This window comes from Candidatus Pantoea floridensis, from assembly GCF_900215435.1.
Taxonomy (GTDB): Bacteria; Pseudomonadota; Gammaproteobacteria; order Enterobacterales; family Enterobacteriaceae; genus Pantoea; species Pantoea floridensis.
The window spans coordinates 4225683-4242807 of record NZ_OCMY01000001.1; the positions used below are offsets into that span (position 1 = coordinate 4225683).

The window sequence follows — 17125 nt, forward strand, 5'->3', positions numbered from 1 at the left end:
CCCTTAACGTTGACGCAGTGTTTGTTGTTCATAATGACGGACTTCGCTCAGCCAGCTGGCGTCAGCCGGAACATCGTGGCGCAGGCACCATGCTTCCCATACCGCTTGCCACGGCAAGGATTTCTGTTCTTCCAGCATGGCCAGACGGCCGGTGTAATCCCCTTCTAATTCCAGCTTACGTAACTGATCGGTTGGCTCAAGCAGCGCACGTAACAGCGCTTTTTTGGCATTGCGCGTCCCAATCACCCATGCCGCGATGCGGTTGATCGAAGCATCGAAGAAGTCGAGGCCGATATGCACTTTGTCGAACAGCTTGTGGCGGGCAATTTCAGTGGCGATGGCTTGCGTTTCATCGTCGAGAATGACCACGTGATCGCTGTCCCAACGCACTGGGCGGCTCACATGCAGCAGCAGACGCGGCACGTAAAGCATGGCGGTGGATATTTTGTCCGAAATCACTTCGGTAGGATGGAAGTGCCCGGCATCGAGCGTTAATGCGGTTTGGCGGCTGCTGGCATACCCGAGGCAGAACTCATTGGAGCCCACGGTGTAGCTCTCTGCCCCAATGCCAAATAGTTTGCTCTCTACGGCATCGATATGATGCGCTGGGTTGAGTTTTTCACTGATAACTTCATCAAGCGCGCTGGCCAGTCGTTGACGTGGCGCTAATCGATCGACGGTGAGATCTTTCATTCCGTCCGGTACCCAAATATTCATGACCGAAGGCGTACCTAGCTGCTCGCCAAAGTGGGCAGAAATGCGGCGGCTGGCTTTGCAGTGATCGATCCAGAACTGGCGAATACCTTTATCTGCGTGCGACAGAGTGAAACCATCAGCGCTCAGCGGATGCGAGAAGCAGCTAGGATTGAAGTCGAGACCAAACTTATGCGTTTTAGCCCATTCCACCCAGTTGCTGAAATGTTGTGGCTCAATTGCATCACGATCAACCGGCTTATCGCTCTCCAGATAAATCGCGTGCAGATTGAGGCGTTTGGCGCCGGGAATAAGCGACATCGCCTTTTCTACATCAGCGCGCAGCTCGTCAGCATTGCGGGCGCGGCCGGGATAGTTGCCCGTCGCCTGAATGCCGCCGGTTAACTCGCCGTTCGGATTTTCAAAACCGCGTACATCATCGCCCTGCCAGCAGTGCATTGAGACAGGAATGCCATCCAGTTGCGCCATCACCTGTTCCACATCTATGCCCATCGCGGCATAGCGTTGTTTAGCCAGTTCATAGGCTTGTTCAATCAGCTTAGTCATATGCAAGTTCCTTAGCAGGTTGGCTCAGCGCCGCAAAGCGTGCCTGATGGGCAGCAAAGGCACTGTTTTTTAGCGGTTCAAATGTTTTCAACGGGAAGTTTTGGCTGATGCAGCGGCGTAAATCGTTAACGTCACGTAATTCCCCCAGCGCAATTAACTGGCAACCGACGTTGCCGAGCGTTGAGGCTTCAATAGGGCCGGCCAATACCGGTAACTGACAAGCATCGGCACACAGTTGGTTCAGGAGCGGGTTTTGGCTGCCACCGCCCACCACATGCAGCTGCCGCAGCGGCGTGGCGCGGAGCTGGTCGAGTTCTCCGATTGACTGGCGATATAACAGTGCCAGGCTGTCAAAAATGGTGCGCGCTAGCGCGGCAGGCGTTTGCGGCACCGGCATATTCTGCTCGGCGCAGGCGTTTTGAATCTCCTGGACCATGCTGATAGGGTTGATAAAGCGGCTGTGGTTGGGATTGATCAGGGCGTGGCACAGCGGTTCTTGTGCAGCATCATCGATCAGTGAGCAGAGATCGGTAATGTGCAGTTCCGTGCACACCCGTTGCAGCAGCCACAGGCCCATGATGTTTTTCAACACACGATAGCCTTCTGCTCCGCCTTCGTTAGTCACGTTGGCGTTAAGCGCAGCGCTGCTGACACAAGGCTGCAAACTCTCAATGCCTATCAGTGACCAGGTGCCTGAACTGAGGTAGGCAGCATCATCCTGCATCAATGGTGTCGCCAGAACCGCACTGGCGGTGTCGTGAGTGGCGACAGCAATCACGGGAATATGGTTGCCACTGGCGCTGGTCCAGTATCCCACGGTATTTCCCGGCGCCGTCGGTTTACCAAACCACTCAGCAGGGACACCCGCCCACGCCAGTAAATCGTGGTCCCACTCACCGCTCTGGATATTGAGCAATTGCGTCGTTGTGGCGTTGGTATATTCCCAGTTCATCTGGCCGGTAAGGCGATAATGCAGGTAGTCCGGAATCATTAAGGCATGGCGCACTCGTGCCTGCCAATCGGGCTGCTGTTGATGCAGCGCACGCAGTTGATAGAGCGTATTGATGGGGAGAAACTGAATGCCCGTACGTTGATAGATGGCTTCTTTGCCAAGGTCGTTAATGGCCTGCGCCATTTGCCCTTCCGTGCGCTTGTCACGATAGCTAACCGCCTCTCCGACACGCTCGCCGTTGGCATCCAGCAGCACCAGATCGACGCCCCAGGTATCAATGCCGATGCTGTCTGGCACGATGCCTTCGTCGTCTAGCTGGGCGAGTCCGAGACGTATCTCCTGCTCCAGTCGGTCCAGATCCCAACAATCATAGCCGGCACGGCGTACGCGCTGATTGGTAAAGCGGCGGACTTCGCGCAGGCTAATGTGCTGCTTCGCTGAACTCCATTGTGCGAGCATCACGCGCCCGCTGGATGCGCCTAAATCAATGGCAACAATGTTACGCATACTCATGGCGTGTTCTTCCTGTAATGAGATGACTACAGATTAGAAACCTCTGCTTTTGGCCACCTTCCCCTTACTGCCAGGCCGTAATATCTGCTGGCAGACGGACAAAGAAGTTCGTGAGAAAGCTCACATAACCCGATAAGTAGAGAGTTGTGAGCCTTGCCGCATTTCCGTCATTCGCCGATGAGATCTTGAAAAATTAGCCATTTTCCTGCGTCACACAGTTCAAAATTCAAGGTAAGCTGCGGGGCGCCTGCGTAGACTCGGCTGCAGTTGAGTCAAATGAGAGGCGAACCATGACTGTTCTACATAGCGCAGATTTCTTCCCAGCCGGGGATTACGCCATCGCCATTGAGCCGCGCGTGCCACAGCAGGCGTTTCCTGAACATCATCATGATTTCCATGAAATTGTGCTGGTGGAGCAAGGTTCAGGTATTCATGTGTTTAACGGTCAGCCGCAGGCGTTATCTGCCGGCTGCGTATGCTTTATTCGCGATCACGACCGCCACCTGTATGAGCAAACCGAAAATTTGTGCCTGACCAATGTGCTTTACCGTAGCCCGGCCTCTTTTCGATTTCTTTCCGGGTTGCAGGCGTTGCTGCCTCGTGAGGAAGAGGATAACTACGCTTCGCATTGGCGCATTAATCACAAAGTCATGGCGCAAGCGTTGCACATTGTGACGCAGATGAAGCAACAGGGTGGCTGGTCGCTGGAACGCCACGCACACCAGGAACAGCTCTTTCTGCAACTGCTGGTGCTGCTGCGCGAAGCGGCTCACAACGATCACTCTCAGGACCAGGAAGCACGCTTGCACCGGTTGCTTGACTGGCTCAATGAACACTACAGTGAAGATATTGTGTGGGATGCGTTGGCCGATCGTTTTTCGTTGTCGCTGCGTACCCTGCACCGTCAGATGAAGCAGCAAACCGGCAATACGCCACAGCGTTACCTTAATCGGCTTCGCCTGTTACAGGCGCGGCATTTACTGCGTCATAGCGATATGCGCATTACCGACATCGCCTATCAGTGTGGGTTTGGTGACAGTAACCACTTCTCCACGCTGTTCCGGCGAGAATTTGGCTGCGCGCCCCGAGCGGAGCGCCAGCAGATGCTATAACCGGAGTGTTTTCTCATGCCGTTGCTCTTAACGCGCGAAGACTATTTCCCGGCCACCAATCTGCCGATTGCCGTGGCCGAGCACATGCCGCAGCCCTCCTTTCCGCCACATCGCCATGAGTTCAGTGAAATTGTCATTGTCTGGCGCGGCAACGGCCTGCATGTATTAAACGATCGTCCATGGTTAGTGACCTGCGGCGATGTGTTTTACATCCATGACAATGATTGCCACAGCTATGACAGCGTCAACGATCTGGCGCTCGACAATATACTTTACTGTCGCGATCGCTTTCGCCTTGGCCTCGACTGGAGTCAGCTGCTGCCTCCACAGGAAGAGAATTCTCCCGGTTGCTGGCGCTTAACCACGCGCGGTATGGCATTGGCTCGCGGCGTAATTAGTCAGCTAGAACGCGAAAGCCGTAAAAGTGATTCACTTTCGATACAGCTCTCTGAAGCCCTGTTTTTACAGCTGGCGCTCATTTTGCGGCGGCACGGTTATGCAGCCGATCGCCCCTGGGCACTGCCGGAAGGCGAACAGCTTGATCTCCTGATGTCGGCGCTGCAAGGTGCCATCAGTCGCCCCTTCGATTTATCCCTTTTTTGTCAACAGAATCAGTTAAGTGAACGCGCATTAAAACAGCTTTTTCGTCAGCAAACGGGGATGACCGTTGGGCACTATTTACGACAGCTCCAGCTTTGTCAGGCGAAATATCTGTTACGGACGCAAGAGGGATTAATCAGTGAAGTGGCGGCGCGGTGTGGCTTTGATGACAGCAACTACTTTTCGGTGGTGTTTACGCGTGAAACGGGATTAACGCCGAGTGCCTGGCGGCAGCGCTTCCTGCCGCAGCGAGAACTCTTATCAGAAAAGGCCAAAGCCTGACACGCCATTTGGCGCATCAGGCTATTCATCAGGCCGCCATGCCTAAACCCACAATGTTGGCGGCAATGATAATCACCACACAACCCAGAGAAAGGACGCGTACTGGACGTTGCCCCACCGATTTCCACTCTTTCAGCACCAATCCGACCAAGCCGCCGCACAGCACGTAAAGACTCATATGCAGCATCCAGCTGACGAAGTCATACTGCGCTGGGATTTTGGCGTGGCCCCATGCGTAGAAAAAGAATTGCAGATACCACATGGTGCCGCCCAGCACGGCAAAGGCAATATTCGCAAGCAGCATGGGCTTAGCGACCGAGAAATCACGACGCACAGACAAATCGCTTTTTACCGCCAGGCGGATGAAGCAGTAAGCCAAATTCACCAACGCACCACCGCCCATGATTACCACGTAGCTCGGCAATGCCACATAGAGGGGATTGATACCTAAATTGGCAGCGGCTTCATGCATCGGCTTCGCGGCATCCATCGCAAACGACATGCCCGCAGAGAAGATGCCGCACATGACCGCCAGCACCAGTCCTTTTTTCAGGTTGAACTCTTCGGCATTGATACCCAGCGCACGCTCCTTCAACAGACCAGCACGTGACACGATTCCTACACCGATCAGCGCAACAAACACGCCGAGCAGTGTCATTCGTCCACCTGCCGAGCTGAACAACTCGACAAAACGCCCTTGCAGCAGCGGTGTCATCAGGGTTCCTACCACTAAGGTGATACCGATGGCGATACCGATGCCCATCGACATCCCCAGATAGCGCATGGTCAAACCGTAATTGATATTGCCTATGCCCCACATGGCACCAAACAGAAAGACCGGCATCAGCTGTGAAAAACTGAAACTGCCATAGTAACTCCAGAAGTGAGGAAGCAAGACGGCGCTGACCGCCCAAGGCAGAATCAGCCATGACATAATACCCCCGACCGACCACATCGTTTCCCAAGACCACTTTTTCACCTGCTTAAATGGAGCATAAAAACAGGCGGCACTGGCGGCACCCACCAGATGCCAGAAAATACCTGCAATGATGGCACTGTTCATTGTTATTCCTTCGTAAGGTTGAGGCCAACAGGAAACCGGCGGTCTCCCGATTACCGGCAGTCTACGGTGAGCCGCTTTCGCTCAGCCTTTGAATGGCTGCCGGAAAGCGCAGGTGACTGGCAAAATTCGGGGGGTCATCAACATAAGGATCACAAAATCGCATTTGCAGGCAGGGCAGCGGATGATTTTGATAAGTAGCTTATTATTCAGCATATTTTTATTTTTTGTTGTGTCGATCAGCACAGTATTTACTTCACTGCCAAAGCGTCCTTTAACATGGCAGTCACACAAAGCCGTGCGCCAGGCTTTCCCCGCTGACAAATAATCCGTATAACGTTGGGAAAATCATCAGGACGAAGGATTGAGATGAATACCAAAAGATTGAGGCTGCTGCTGTCGCAATCGGTGAGTCGCGTGATGCTCGATGACATCCGCGCTGTCGTGCCAGCGCAGGCGCTCAACGTCTTTATTAATGGACTGGATGAGGCACATTACGCCACGATTGATTGCCTGCAGAGCGAAGAGAACTGCGCCCTGCTGGCGTCGGTGATTGTGGTGTGGCGCCAGCTGGGACACGTCCACAGTATTCATTATCAAAAAGGTGAACATCTGCGTCAGGTTGATGACGCAACGCAATTCCAGCTGTTCAGTATGATGAAAACCCATCGCGCGATCGTTCAACTCGCATAACTCACGGGATTATTATGAAAATCGGACTGCTTTTCCCCATTGCCATCATTATTGCCGGCGTTAGTTTTCTAGCGTGGTTTATTGTAAGTGGTGCAGCTGTACCGGGTTCCTGATAACAATTTAACATTTGCCCAGGCGCAACTAACCACCTGAAAACGCGGCATTTCGCCAGGAATGCTGCGTCCGTCACGCTCTTCTTCCCTTCTTTGCCATCCCACCCTTCGTCCTGGCAATGACGAAAAGGTGCGACACCCTGATCTGTTTCACTCTTTATTTCACAGAATTTTAACGAAAACGATCGCGGGGAGCCTGCATATGACAACACATCACCAACATTATATTAATGGCGCATTTGTTGCCGACCAGAATGATAAATGGATAGAAGTTATTAATCCGGCGACAGAAGTATTGCTTTCGCGCATACCCGAAGGGCGTAGGCAAGATGCCGCGCAGGCGATTCACGCCGCCGAAGCGGCGCAACCTGATTGGGAAGCCCTGCCCGCCGTGGAGCGCGGAAACTGGCTGCGCAAAATTGCGGCAGCTATTCGCCAGCGCGAGCCGGAACTGACCGCGACTATCGTTGCTGAGGGTGGCAAAACGCAAGGCCTGGCGCAAACCGAAGTGCTATTCACCGCCGATTATCTTGAGTACATGGCTGAATGGGCGCGCCGCTATGACGGCGAGATCATTAACAGCGATCGTCCCAATGAAAACATCTTTGTTTTCAAAAAAGCCATCGGCGTCACCACTGGCATCCTGCCGTGGAACTTCCCTTTCTTCCTGATTGCGCGTAAAGCGGCGCCTGCGCTGGTGACCGGCAACACTATCGTGATCAAACCCAGTGAACTGACGCCGAACAATGCGGCAATTTTCGCGCAGATTATTCATCAGGTTGGCCTGCCAAAAGGCGTGATCAACTTTGTTTACGGCTATGGCCCGGAAATTGGCCAGGAGCTAGCAGGCAACCCGAAGGTGGGCCTGGTGAGCCTGACCGGCAGCGTCAACGCCGGCATCGCAACCATGGAAGCAGCGGCGAAAAATGTCACCAAAGTGTCGCTGGAGCTGGGCGGAAAAGCACCAGCAATCGTGATGAATGATGCCGATTTGGATTTAGCGGTTAAAGCCATTGTCAGTTCGCGCGTAATCAACACCGGGCAGGTGTGTAACTGTGCTGAGCGTGTTTACGTGCAGGAGGGCATTTACGACCGCTTTATCAGCGCACTAACTTGCGCGATGCAGCAGGTGAAGTTCGGTAATCCAGCTGAGCAAAACGACATTGATATGGGCCCACTGATTACGTCCGCCGCGCTGGAGCGCGTTGAACACAAAGTTGCAAAAGCGGTCGCTGATGGCGGCAAAGTGGTTCTGGGCGGCAAACGTGCCGGCAATAAAGGCTTCTATTTTGAACCCACCATTATTACTGGCGTGCGTCAGGATATGGAAATCATGCAAGAGGAAATCTTCGGACCGGTGCTGCCAGTGATGAGCTTTAAAACGCTTGATGAAGCCGTCACGCTGGCCAACGATTGCGCATACGGCCTTACCTCATCGATTTATACGCAAAATCTGAATACCGCAATGGTGGCACTGCGTAAGCTGAAGTTTGGAGAGACCTACATCAACCGCGAGAATTTTGAAGCGATGCAAGGTTTCCACGCGGGCTGGCGCAAGTCGGGGATTGGGGGCGCCGATGGACGTCACGGGTTAGAAGAGTTTCTACAGACGCACGTCGCCTATTTGCAGTTCTCATGAGGAAAACCCGGTGCGCATTGCTGCGCACCGGAAAATCATTACGAGACGCGCTTCTGGCTGCGCAGCAAGGCCAGACCGCTTAATAGTGACATCGCCATCAGATAATAGCCCGGCGCCAGACTGGTGCCGGTCGCACTAATCAGTAAGGTACAGATTAGCGGCGCAAAACCACCAAACACCGTTACCGCCACGTTATAGCTAATGGCCATGCCGCTGGCGCGCGTGCCGATCGGGAAGAGATCCGCCATCACTGAAGGCACCGTTGAGAAGTAAATCGACTTCAGCAGCGCCATCCAGCACACCAGCAGAATCAGCGTGGTTGGCGTGGCGTGCTCCACGACCAGCTTAAACGCCGGATAGATGGTGACGATCAGCAGAATCAGTGAACCCCACATCAGCGGCACACGTCCTACGCGCTCCGCCCACAGGCCCATAATCGGTGTCACTACCGTTAAAATCACCCCCGCCAACAGCGTGGCAGTGAACGCGACGCTCCCCGACAAGTGCAGATTTTTAGTGGCATAGGTTGGCACGTAGTTGAGCATGTAATTGACGGCAGTCGAAATCACCATCAGGCCGATCGCCAACAGCATGAGCTCTTTTTGTCGACCCAACAGGCGTTTCAGCGGCGCGGCTTCCGGTTTGTGTTCGGCGAAGCTTGCGGGTTCATGGACGTGACGGCGTATATAAATCCCCAGCGGACCAATCAGCAGACCAAAGGCAAAGGGGATTCGCCAGCCCCACTCCTGAATCTGGCTTTCTGTGAGAGCCTGCGTCAATCCCAGCCCAAATGCTGACGCCATCAAGGTACTGGCACCCTGAGTGGCGAACTGCCAGCTGGCAATAAAAGCTTTGCGCTCCGGAAAATGCTCCACCAGAAAGGCCGTCGAGCTACCAAATTCGCCACCGGCTGAAAATCCCTGCACCAGGCGCGCCAGCAAAATCAGCAATGGCGCTATCACACCAATGCTGCTGTAGCTCGGCATAAAGGTAATCACCGCGCCACCGAGCATCATCAGATTAATCGACAGCAGCAACGCTTTTTTGCGTCCGTGGCGATCGGCGTAGTTGCCCAGCACAATGGCACCCAAGGGACGAATCAGGAACGATACGCCAAAGCTGCCAAACGTCAGCAGCATTGAAACCGAGGGATCGCTGGTGGGGAAGAAAGCATGCGCGATGTAGCTGGCGAAAAAGCCGTAGACGGCGATGTCGAACCACTCCAGCGCGTTGCCAATACAGGTAGCAAACAGGGTTTTATGCAGATTAGGTTTGGTGGTACCCAATGACAAGGTAGTATTCACGCTGCTCATCGCCCACCTCCCACGTGCGCACGATGCTGCGCCACCAGTTCGGTTCCCCGCTCACCCAGATCCCACAGCAGGCGCGTCATGATCTGCAAACCTTCGCGGGCAATTGATTTCAACATGTGCTCGTTCACGCCATGCTGGCCGCAGGCCGGATAGGAGTGCGGCACCCAAAGCGTTGGCAAGCCGAGAATATCGGAGAACACCTCATTCGGCAGCGAACCGCCGAGATTGGGCAGCAGCGCCGGTTTCTTGCCGCACGTTTCCGCCATGCTGGTCAGCACCCAATTGACCAGCGGATCGGTGGGATCGAGACGTGTCGCGGGCGATCCGCGCAGGAACTCAACGTCCACGTAGCCAAAACCGTGTCGTTGCAGATGGGCGCTAATATGCTGCGCAAGGTGCTCCCAATCGGTGCCAACCACAAAGCGCAGCTGGCATACTGCGGTTGCGTTGCCTGGAATCGCGTTCATCGGCTGCGCCGGATTGCCCGTCAGAAATGACAACACTTCCAGCGTGTTCCAGCCATACAGCCGCTCAGTAGGCGAAAGCCCTGGCTCGCCCCAGTTGGCATCAATAGCGGGATCGCCCGGCATGCCGCCGACCTCGATATCCGCCAGAATCTCGCGCACCTGCGGCGTGAGTGAGTTGGGTTTCAACGCATCAACCTGCAATACGCCCTGCGCGTTGACCAGCGAAGCAATCGCATTAGCCAGCTGCGTGCCGGGGTTGGTCAGTAAGCCGCCCCAGTTACCAGAGTGATAGGCGTTATCACGCGCGTTAACCGTCAAACGAAAGTTAACGGCACCGCGTGAACCCAGAAAAAGCGTTGGGCGAATCGCATTGAGACGCGGACCGTCGGAAGCGATAAACAGATCGGCTTGCAGCAATTCACTGTGCTGATGGCACAGCTGCGCCAGGCCTGGCGAGCTGATCTCCTCGCCCATCTCAAACAGTATTTTGCAGTTGAAGCCCAGTTTGCCGCCGCGCGCCTGGGAAACCTGCTCAAGCGCGGCCAGATTGACGCAGTGCTGGCCTTTATTATCTGCGCTACCCCGGGCATACCAACGATCGCCCTCTTCCACCAGCTGCCACGGTGATAAACCTTCACGCCAGTTTTCATCATCGCCAAACACCACATCGCCATGACCGTAGCTGAGCAGCGTTGGTAAAGCGGGATCCTCCATGCGCACCGCCACGAGGAACGGTCGATGGGCGGCTTCCGGATTGTCGATAAAATGCAAGGTGAAGCCGAGCGCAATCAGCTGTGGGCCGATTTCATCCTGCAGGTAACGCTGTAATTCGCTATCACGATCTTGTCGCTGGCTCTCTGTACGCTGGGCGACACGACGCGCCAAAATACGTTGGAATTCCCCGCTATCAAAATAGGCGCTGGCTCGTTGCACCGCGTGTTGTGCCGTCATGTTTGCTCTGTCTTTTATTGTTTTGTCGTAAATTCATCTTTACGGAAACACTGCTTTGCCACAATTATCAAATTATCGAGTAACATTTGCTTTTAAAGCAAAACTCGCCTGCCCGGTTATGAGGCATGCACCACGATGAGGCGTCTGCATGTTAAGCACCGAAATCCGCTATTTTCTCGCCGTCGTTAATACCGGCTCGCTAAGCGCGGCCAGTCAACAGCTGTTTGTTGCCGTTTCCGCTATTAGTCGCCAAATTCAACGGCTGGAAAAGCAGGTTGGCGCACCGCTATTTGACCGTCACGCACGCGGAATGGCGCTGAATGAGGCTGGAGAAATCTTCGCGCACCACGTGCATAAAAACATGCTGGATATGGAGTACGCGCTAGCGGAAATTAAAGGATTAAACGCGGTGCGCCGCACGCTGATTCGCATCGCCTGTACCGATGGACTGGCATTTACCCTTTTACCGCGCATGATTGCAGACTTTCGCGTTCACAATCCTGGCGTGCTGTTTGAAGTAAAGGTGTTAAGCACGCAAGGCGTGGCGGAAGCACTGCGCAACGGCGACTGTGATGTGGCACTGCAGTTCAGCCTGCACGCTGAACGGGGCGTTGATGTTGTGGGTTCGTGGCCTGCTCCAGTACTCATTGTGATGCATCACAGCCATCCCTTAGCCAAAGCTACACATGTCACGCTGGCCGATCTGAACCACTATCCGCTGGCATTGCCGCAGCAGAACACCACGGTACGGCAGCTGTTCGAACTTGCCAGCCACATGAGCGGCTGCCTGCTAGAGCCGGTAATGACCTGCGATACCTTCTCCATGCTATTTCAATTTCTGCTACGCACGCCGCAGGCAGTGACTATTTGCAGTGCCTTTACCGTACTGCAGGAAGCTGAAACACACGGTTTGATATTGCGCTCGGTGGGCATTGATCAGCTGAGCCAGCGCACCTTGCAGCTGCAGACGCATTCAGGGCGGCCCCGTAGCGCCGCCCTGAATGTGTTTCTCACTTTTTTGCTACAGCAACTTGATGCGCTGGAAGAGCCTTTACGTCAGCGCTGGAAGCCGTAATTTAGTTCTTAATATCCACCGGATAGAAGATGTGCTTACCGAACGGATCCACCTGATAGCCGCTCACCGATTTGCGTACCGGTTCGAAAATGGTTGAATGAGCAATCATCACCGCAGGCATCTGGTCGTGCATCATCTGCTGCGCCTGCTGATAAAGAGCCACGCGTTTGTCATGATTCTGCTCAGCCCGCGCGTCGGTGATGATTTTCTCAAACGGCTGATAACACCATTTCGAGGAGTTGGAGCCGCCGTTAGCTGACGTGCAGCTGTACAGTGGACCGAAGAAATTATCCGGGTCACCGGTTGCGGTGGTCCAGCCCATCAACGCCGCCTGATGTTCACCATCCTTGACGCGCTTGAGGTATTCGCCCCACTCATAGCTCACGATATTGGCTTTGATGCCCACTTTAGCCCAATCGGCCTGGATCATCTCTGCCATACGACGTGCGTTGGGGTTATAGGGTCTTTGTACCGGCATTGCCCACAGCGCAATTTCGGTACCCGGCTTGATACCCGCTGCCTGCAGCAGCGCTTTGGCTTTCGCCGGATCGTAGTCGTAATCCTTCAGATCTTTATCCGCACTCCACACGTCTGGCGGCAGGATGTTTTTCGCCACGGTGCCGGTGCCTTTGAAAATGGCATCAATGATCGCCTGCTTGTTGATCGCCATCGCCAGCGCCTGACGTACTTTAACGTTATCCAGCGGTGCTTTGGTGGTGTTGAAAGAGAGAAAACCGGTGTTGAGGCCCGATTTCTGTTCAAGGGTTAAGTCAGGATTGGTGCGCATCTTCTCCAGATCGGCCGGATTGGGGAACGGCATAATCTGGCACTCATTTTTCTCCAGCTTGGCGTAACGCACCGACGCATCCGGCGTGATGGAGAACACTATACGATCGAGCTTCGCCTTGCCCTGCCAATACTCGGGGAAGGCTTTATAGAGAATGCGCGAATCTTTTTGGTACTGCACCAGCTCAAACGGTCCGGTGCCAATGGGCTCCATATCCACTTTTTCCGGTGTTCCGGCTTTCAGCATCTGGTCGGCGTATTCAGCCGAATGTATTGAGGCGAAATACCACGCCAAATCGGCGAGGAATGGCGCTTCGGCATGTGCCAGGGTGATACGCACCGTGTTGTCATCGACTTTTTCAATATTTTTGATCAGCTTCGCCAACTCAAGGCTTTCAAAGTTAGCGTAGTTACCGCCAGAGACATTGTGGTAGGGGTTTTTCGGGTCCATCTGACGCATAAACGAGAAAATGACGTCATCGGCATTGAAGTCGCGCGAAGGCTTAAACAGCTTGTTGCTTTGGAATTTGACCCCTTTGCGCAAGTGGAAGGTGTAAACCGTACCATCCGCGCTGATATCCCAGCTCTCCGCCAGGCTTGGCACCAGCTCGGTGGTACCGGGGGTGAAATCAACCAGGCGGTTGAAAATCGGCACGGCGCTGGCATCCACGCTGGTGCCCGAGGTATACAACTGCGGGTTGAAGTTTTCCGGCGATCCCTCTGAACAATAAACCAGCGTTTTCGCCGAAACCCCGCCGGCAACCGCTAATCCCAGTGCCGTGAGCGTCAGTTTTGCCATCACTTTTTTCATCATTATCCTCGCTTTTTATTGACTTCCATGAGTCAGCTTCGTTATTTAATGTTCATCTGACTAATAAATAACATGATTTAACCAGCACGCGTACTACAGACGCCGCAATGCTAATAAGGAATTGTGATGACAGACCAACTTGCCAGCCAATTGACCCAGCGTTTTTACCGTTATCTGGCGGTTTCCAGCCAGAGCGATGCCAAATCAACCACGCTGCCGAGTACGCCTTCGCAACATGCGATGGCAGAATTACTGGCAAAGGAGCTCGGCGAACTGGGATTGCAGGATATCGTGATCGATAAGCACGCCACGGTAACGGCAGTAAAACCAGGCAATCGTCCTGCTGCGCCGCGTATTGGCTTTATCACCCACATCGATACCGTGGATGTGGGTCTTTCACCGGACATCCACCCGCAAACCCTGACATTTACCGGCGATGATGTCTGCCTGAATCGTACGCAGGATATCTGGCTGCGCGTTGCTGAACATCCGGAAATCCAACCCTACATTGGCCAGGACATTATCTTCAGCGATGGCACCAGCGTGCTCGGCGCAGATAACAAAGCGGCGGTGACGGTAGTGATGACGCTGCTGGAAAATTTAAAGGGCGATCACGGTGACATCGTGGTGGCCTTTGTTCCCGATGAGGAGATTGGCCTGCGCGGTGCCAAAGCGCTGGATCTGGAGCAGCGCTTTAACGTCGATTTCGCCTGGACCATCGACTGCTGTGAGCTGGGCGAAGTGGTGTATGAAAACTTTAATGCCGCCGCGGCAGAAGTGGTGTTTACCGGCGTACCGGCGCACCCGATGTCAGGCAAAGGCGTGCTGGTTAATCCGCTGCTGATGGCGCATGACTTTATCGCGCAATTTGATCGCCTTGCCACACCCGAACACACTGAAGGACGCGAAGGCTATATCTGGTTTAACGATATGAATGCCAATGCCAGCCGTGCCGTGCTGAAAGCCTCAATTCGAGATTTTGATTTGAAAGGTTTTGACGCCAGGAAGCAGCAGCTGGTGGAGGTGGCCGATGAGATTGCCGCGCGTTATCCCACCGGACATGTGGCGCTGACCATTAACGATACCTACAGCAATATCAGCAATGCGATTGGTGAAGATCGTCGCGCAATTGACCTGATTTTTGCCGCGCTGGAGCAAGTGGGCGTGGAACCGAAAGTGATCCCGATGCGCGGCGGCACCGATGGTGCCGCGCTGTCAGCGAAAGGATTATTGACGCCGAATTTCTTTACCGGCGCGCACAATTTCCATTCGCGCTTTGAGTTTTTACCGGTTCCATCGTTTGTGAAGTCGTATCAGGTGGCGGAAGCGCTGTGTTATTTAGCGGCGAAATAATACAAAAAGGTCGTCATAAATGACGACCTTACAGTTGGATTGGGGTCGCCTTTTTTGGCGACCTTTTTTACTTTATTTGCTTGCTGACACATCAATGCCTGGGAAGAATTTCGCTGCCAGCTTGGTCACGGTTCCATCGCTTTGCACCTTGGTGATGGCCGCATCCAGCTCTTGCTTCAGGCGGGTATCCCCTTTACGCAGACCAAAGCCAATGCCGCTGCCAAGAATGGTGTCATCCTCAACCGGCTTGCCGGCAAAGGCGAAACCTTTACCCTGCGGCTTGTCCAGGAAGCCAGATTGACCGGCTGCAGACATCACCAGCGTGCCGTCGAGACGCCCCGCCACCATATCGTTGTAAACCTGGTTCTGATCCTGGTAAGAGGTCACGGTTACGCCCTGCGCTTCCCAATGTTTCTTCGCGTAGGTTTCCTGAATGGAACCCTGCAGCACACCGATATTTTTGCCTTTCAGCGACTCCGCAGTTGGCTGCAGCTTCTCACCCTCTTTCACAATCAGCATGGTGGGAATACGGTAGATCGGCTTGGTGAAATCAATGCTTTTGGCTCGCGCTTCAGTAATGTTCATCGCTGAGTTAATGGCATCAAATTTCTTCGCCTGCAGCGCCGGGATCAGCGCATCAAAGCTGCTTTCCACCCACTTACAATCGAAGTTACCTACCTGACAAATCGCTTTACCCAGTTCGATATCAAAACCTTCCAGTTCACCCTGCGCATTGCGGCTTTCAAACGGCGGATATTGCGATTCCAGACCGTAGCGTAAGGTTCCCTGTGCCAGCGCGTGCGCCGAGGTCAGCATGCCGAGAGCGACAAACAGTGCATTCAATTTTTTCATTATATTTACCCCTAAGTTACCCTTTGACCCGGCAGAGCGCTTCTGCACCGGCCTGAAGTGTTGCGTCGTCTTTTGCGAATGACAGGCGAATTAATTTATTGTCAGTGCCGTCCATATAAAACGCCGACAACGGAATGGTGGCCACACCGTGATCGACGATGAGACGTTTTACCATTTCGCTATCGCTCTCGTCACTGAAATGTCCGTAGCTGGCCAACATAAAGAATGATCCGGCGCTCGGCAGCAGCTTAAACGGTGAATCCTGCAGCAAGGTCAGCAGGCGATCGCGCTTCTCCTGATAGAACGGCGATAGCTGCAGGTAGTTTTGCGGCTGTTGCAGATAGTGAGCAAAGCCAACCTGCATCGGCGTATCAGCGGCGTACATCATGAACTGATGCACTTTAACGATCTCCTCCATCAGCGCGGCCGGCGCCAGCGCATAGCCGACGCGCCAGCCGGTAACGTGGAAGGTTTTGCCAAAGGACGAAACCACCACGCTACGCTGCGCCAGCTCCGGATGCGTTGCCATGCCGCAATGCTGGCGACCATCGAACAGAATGTGTTCGTAGACTTCATCAGACAGCACCACAATATCGGTGTTGCGCGTCAGCGCGGCGAGCTGATCCAAATCCGCCGCTGACAGCACCTGTGCGCTGGGGTTGTGCGGCGTGTTGATGATGATCATGCGGGTGCGCGAGGTAATGGTGGCGCGCAGTTCATCCCAATCGATAGCGAAATCGGGCACCTGCAACTTCAGCCCGACTGGCGTCGCGCCCTGCAAACGCACCACCGGCGCGTAGCTGTCGAAGGCCGGTTCGAAGAAGATCACTTCATCGCCGGGATGCACCAGCGCCGAGATCGCCATATAAATGCCCTGGCTGGCGCTGCCGGTGATCAGCACTTCACTGCTGGCATCATATTGCTGGCCATACAGCGTGTGAACCTTCTCGGCCAGCGCTTCGCGTAGCGCCGGCAAGCCGGTCATTGAGGCATATTGGTTGTGGCCTTCACGCATCGCTTTACTTACCAGCTCCACCAACTGCGGATCGCAGGGGAAATTCGGTGCGCCTTGCGAAAGGTTAATAGCCTGATGTTGCGCCGACAGCTGGCCGATGACGCTAAAAATCGTCGTGCCGACATCAGGCTGTTTGGAAGAGATGTTAACACTGCTATTCAGGGTCATCGTTGCCTCGTAAAGTTGCATAACCACGTAATGAAAATAGATTTCTATTCAACGGCGTGTGGCTTGAGTCGACAAGCGAATTGTTGTCATAATAGCCATGATTAAAAATC

Annotated in this window: 15 protein-coding genes; 7 read left to right on the top strand and 8 right to left on the bottom strand. The window is 54.1% G+C overall.

Going from position 1 to position 17125, the window contains the following annotated elements; translation table 11 throughout:
• Positions 1-3 precede the first annotated feature (3 nt).
• Entirely contained in the window at positions 4-1260 is a 1257-nt protein-coding gene (locus CRO19_RS19770) for an L-rhamnose isomerase (protein ID WP_097097378.1), read from the bottom strand.
• Entirely contained in the window at positions 1253-2725 is a 1473-nt protein-coding gene (gene rhaB / locus CRO19_RS19775) for a rhamnulokinase (RefSeq protein WP_097097379.1), read from the bottom strand. The genes CRO19_RS19770 and rhaB overlap by 8 nt, the downstream gene beginning before the upstream one ends.
• 290 nt (positions 2726-3015) lie before the next feature.
• Here rhaB and rhaS point away from each other — a divergent pair, with 290 nt between their 5' ends.
• Both rhaS and rhaR read left to right on the top strand, forming a co-directional pair.
• Positions 3016-3837, top strand: coding sequence for an HTH-type transcriptional activator RhaS (gene rhaS, locus CRO19_RS19780; RefSeq protein WP_097097380.1), 822 nt, complete (start codon positions 3016-3018; stop codon positions 3835-3837).
• A gap of 15 nt (positions 3838-3852) precedes the next feature.
• Positions 3853-4719: an HTH-type transcriptional activator RhaR gene (rhaR, locus tag CRO19_RS19785; protein WP_097097381.1), complete on the top strand. Its 867-nt coding sequence runs from the start codon at positions 3853-3855 to the stop codon at positions 4717-4719.
• A gap of 28 nt (positions 4720-4747) precedes the next feature.
• Here the strand turns inward: rhaR and rhaT are convergent, their stop codons facing one another.
• Positions 4748-5782 (bottom strand): L-rhamnose/proton symporter RhaT, encoded by a 1035-nt coding sequence (gene rhaT / locus CRO19_RS19790; protein ID WP_097097382.1) that lies wholly within the window; start codon positions 5780-5782, stop codon positions 4748-4750.
• A 366-nt stretch (positions 5783-6148) separates the two neighbouring features.
• Between rhaT and CRO19_RS19795 the strand changes: the two genes are divergently transcribed.
• The 3 genes from CRO19_RS19795 (at position 6149) to aldA (ending at position 8224) form a co-directional block, all read left to right on the top strand.
• Positions 6149-6472: a hypothetical protein gene (locus tag CRO19_RS19795; protein ID WP_097097383.1), complete on the top strand. Its 324-nt coding sequence runs from the start codon at positions 6149-6151 to the stop codon at positions 6470-6472.
• A gap of 14 nt (positions 6473-6486) precedes the next feature.
• Entirely contained in the window at positions 6487-6585 is a 99-nt protein-coding gene (locus tag CRO19_RS25905) for a YoaK family small membrane protein (protein ID WP_141400252.1), read from the top strand.
• Positions 6586-6787: 202 nt separating this feature from the next.
• On the top strand, positions 6788-8224 hold the full coding sequence (gene aldA / locus CRO19_RS19800) for an aldehyde dehydrogenase (RefSeq protein WP_097097384.1): 1437 nt from the start codon (positions 6788-6790) through the stop codon (positions 8222-8224).
• A gap of 38 nt (positions 8225-8262) precedes the next feature.
• Here the strand turns inward: aldA and CRO19_RS19805 are convergent, their stop codons facing one another.
• Together CRO19_RS19805 and CRO19_RS19810 are read right to left on the bottom strand one after the other, a co-directional pair.
• Positions 8263-9537 carry an MFS transporter gene (locus CRO19_RS19805; RefSeq protein ID WP_097097385.1) on the bottom strand — a complete coding sequence of 425 codons (1275 nt, stop codon included), beginning with the start codon at positions 9535-9537 and terminating at the stop codon, positions 8263-8265.
• Positions 9534-10955 (bottom strand): M20 family metallopeptidase, encoded by a 1422-nt coding sequence (locus CRO19_RS19810; RefSeq protein ID WP_097097386.1) that lies wholly within the window; start codon positions 10953-10955, stop codon positions 9534-9536. The genes CRO19_RS19805 and CRO19_RS19810 overlap by 4 nt, the downstream gene beginning before the upstream one ends.
• A gap of 148 nt (positions 10956-11103) precedes the next feature.
• On the opposite strand from CRO19_RS19810, the gene CRO19_RS19815 reads away from it, so the two are divergent.
• Positions 11104-12030 carry a LysR family transcriptional regulator gene (locus CRO19_RS19815; protein ID WP_097097387.1) on the top strand — a complete coding sequence of 309 codons (927 nt, stop codon included), beginning with the start codon at positions 11104-11106 and terminating at the stop codon, positions 12028-12030.
• Between the two features lies 1 nt (position 12031).
• On the opposite strand, the gene CRO19_RS19820 is transcribed toward CRO19_RS19815, so the two are convergent.
• Complete coding sequence (locus CRO19_RS19820) at positions 12032-13627, bottom strand: ABC transporter substrate-binding protein (protein ID WP_097097388.1); 1596 nt, start codon at positions 13625-13627, stop codon at positions 12032-12034.
• 126 nt (positions 13628-13753) lie between these two features.
• On the opposite strand from CRO19_RS19820, the gene pepT reads away from it, so the two are divergent.
• Positions 13754-14980 carry a peptidase T gene (gene pepT, locus CRO19_RS19825; protein WP_097097389.1) on the top strand — a complete coding sequence of 409 codons (1227 nt, stop codon included), beginning with the start codon at positions 13754-13756 and terminating at the stop codon, positions 14978-14980.
• Between the two features lie 72 nt (positions 14981-15052).
• Here the strand turns inward: pepT and CRO19_RS19830 are convergent, their stop codons facing one another.
• Positions 15053-15832, bottom strand: a complete 780-nt coding sequence (locus tag CRO19_RS19830; protein WP_097097390.1) for a transporter substrate-binding domain-containing protein — start codon at positions 15830-15832, stop codon at positions 15053-15055.
• Positions 15833-15848: 16 nt separating this feature from the next.
• Positions 15849-17015: a methionine aminotransferase gene (locus CRO19_RS19835; RefSeq protein WP_097097391.1), complete on the bottom strand. Its 1167-nt coding sequence runs from the start codon at positions 17013-17015 to the stop codon at positions 15849-15851.
• Between the last annotated feature and the right edge of the window lie 110 nt (positions 17016-17125).

Bases quoted from the DNA above. Each gene is read 5' to 3' on its own strand.
- CRO19_RS19770 (WP_097097378.1), bottom strand. From the start codon at position 1,260: ATGACTAAGCTGATTGAACAAGCCTATGAACTGGCTAAACAACGCTAT.
- rhaB (WP_097097379.1), bottom strand. From the start codon at position 2,725: ATGAGTATGCGTAACATTGTTGCCATTGATTTAGGCGCATCCAGCGGG.
- rhaS (WP_097097380.1), top strand. From the start codon at position 3,016: ATGACTGTTCTACATAGCGCAGATTTCTTCCCAGCCGGGGATTACGCC.
- rhaR (WP_097097381.1), top strand. From the start codon at position 3,853: ATGCCGTTGCTCTTAACGCGCGAAGACTATTTCCCGGCCACCAATCTG.
- rhaT (WP_097097382.1), bottom strand. From the start codon at position 5,782: ATGAACAGTGCCATCATTGCAGGTATTTTCTGGCATCTGGTGGGTGCC.
- CRO19_RS19795 (WP_097097383.1), top strand. From the start codon at position 6,149: ATGAATACCAAAAGATTGAGGCTGCTGCTGTCGCAATCGGTGAGTCGC.
- CRO19_RS25905 (WP_141400252.1), top strand. From the start codon at position 6,487: ATGAAAATCGGACTGCTTTTCCCCATTGCCATCATTATTGCCGGCGTT.
- aldA (WP_097097384.1), top strand. From the start codon at position 6,788: ATGACAACACATCACCAACATTATATTAATGGCGCATTTGTTGCCGAC.
- CRO19_RS19805 (WP_097097385.1), bottom strand. From the start codon at position 9,537: ATGAGCAGCGTGAATACTACCTTGTCATTGGGTACCACCAAACCTAAT.
- CRO19_RS19810 (WP_097097386.1), bottom strand. From the start codon at position 10,955: ATGACGGCACAACACGCGGTGCAACGAGCCAGCGCCTATTTTGATAGC.
- CRO19_RS19815 (WP_097097387.1), top strand. From the start codon at position 11,104: ATGTTAAGCACCGAAATCCGCTATTTTCTCGCCGTCGTTAATACCGGC.
- CRO19_RS19820 (WP_097097388.1), bottom strand. From the start codon at position 13,627: ATGAAAAAAGTGATGGCAAAACTGACGCTCACGGCACTGGGATTAGCG.
- pepT (WP_097097389.1), top strand. From the start codon at position 13,754: ATGACAGACCAACTTGCCAGCCAATTGACCCAGCGTTTTTACCGTTAT.
- CRO19_RS19830 (WP_097097390.1), bottom strand. From the start codon at position 15,832: ATGAAAAAATTGAATGCACTGTTTGTCGCTCTCGGCATGCTGACCTCG.
- CRO19_RS19835 (WP_097097391.1), bottom strand. From the start codon at position 17,015: ATGACCCTGAATAGCAGTGTTAACATCTCTTCCAAACAGCCTGATGTC.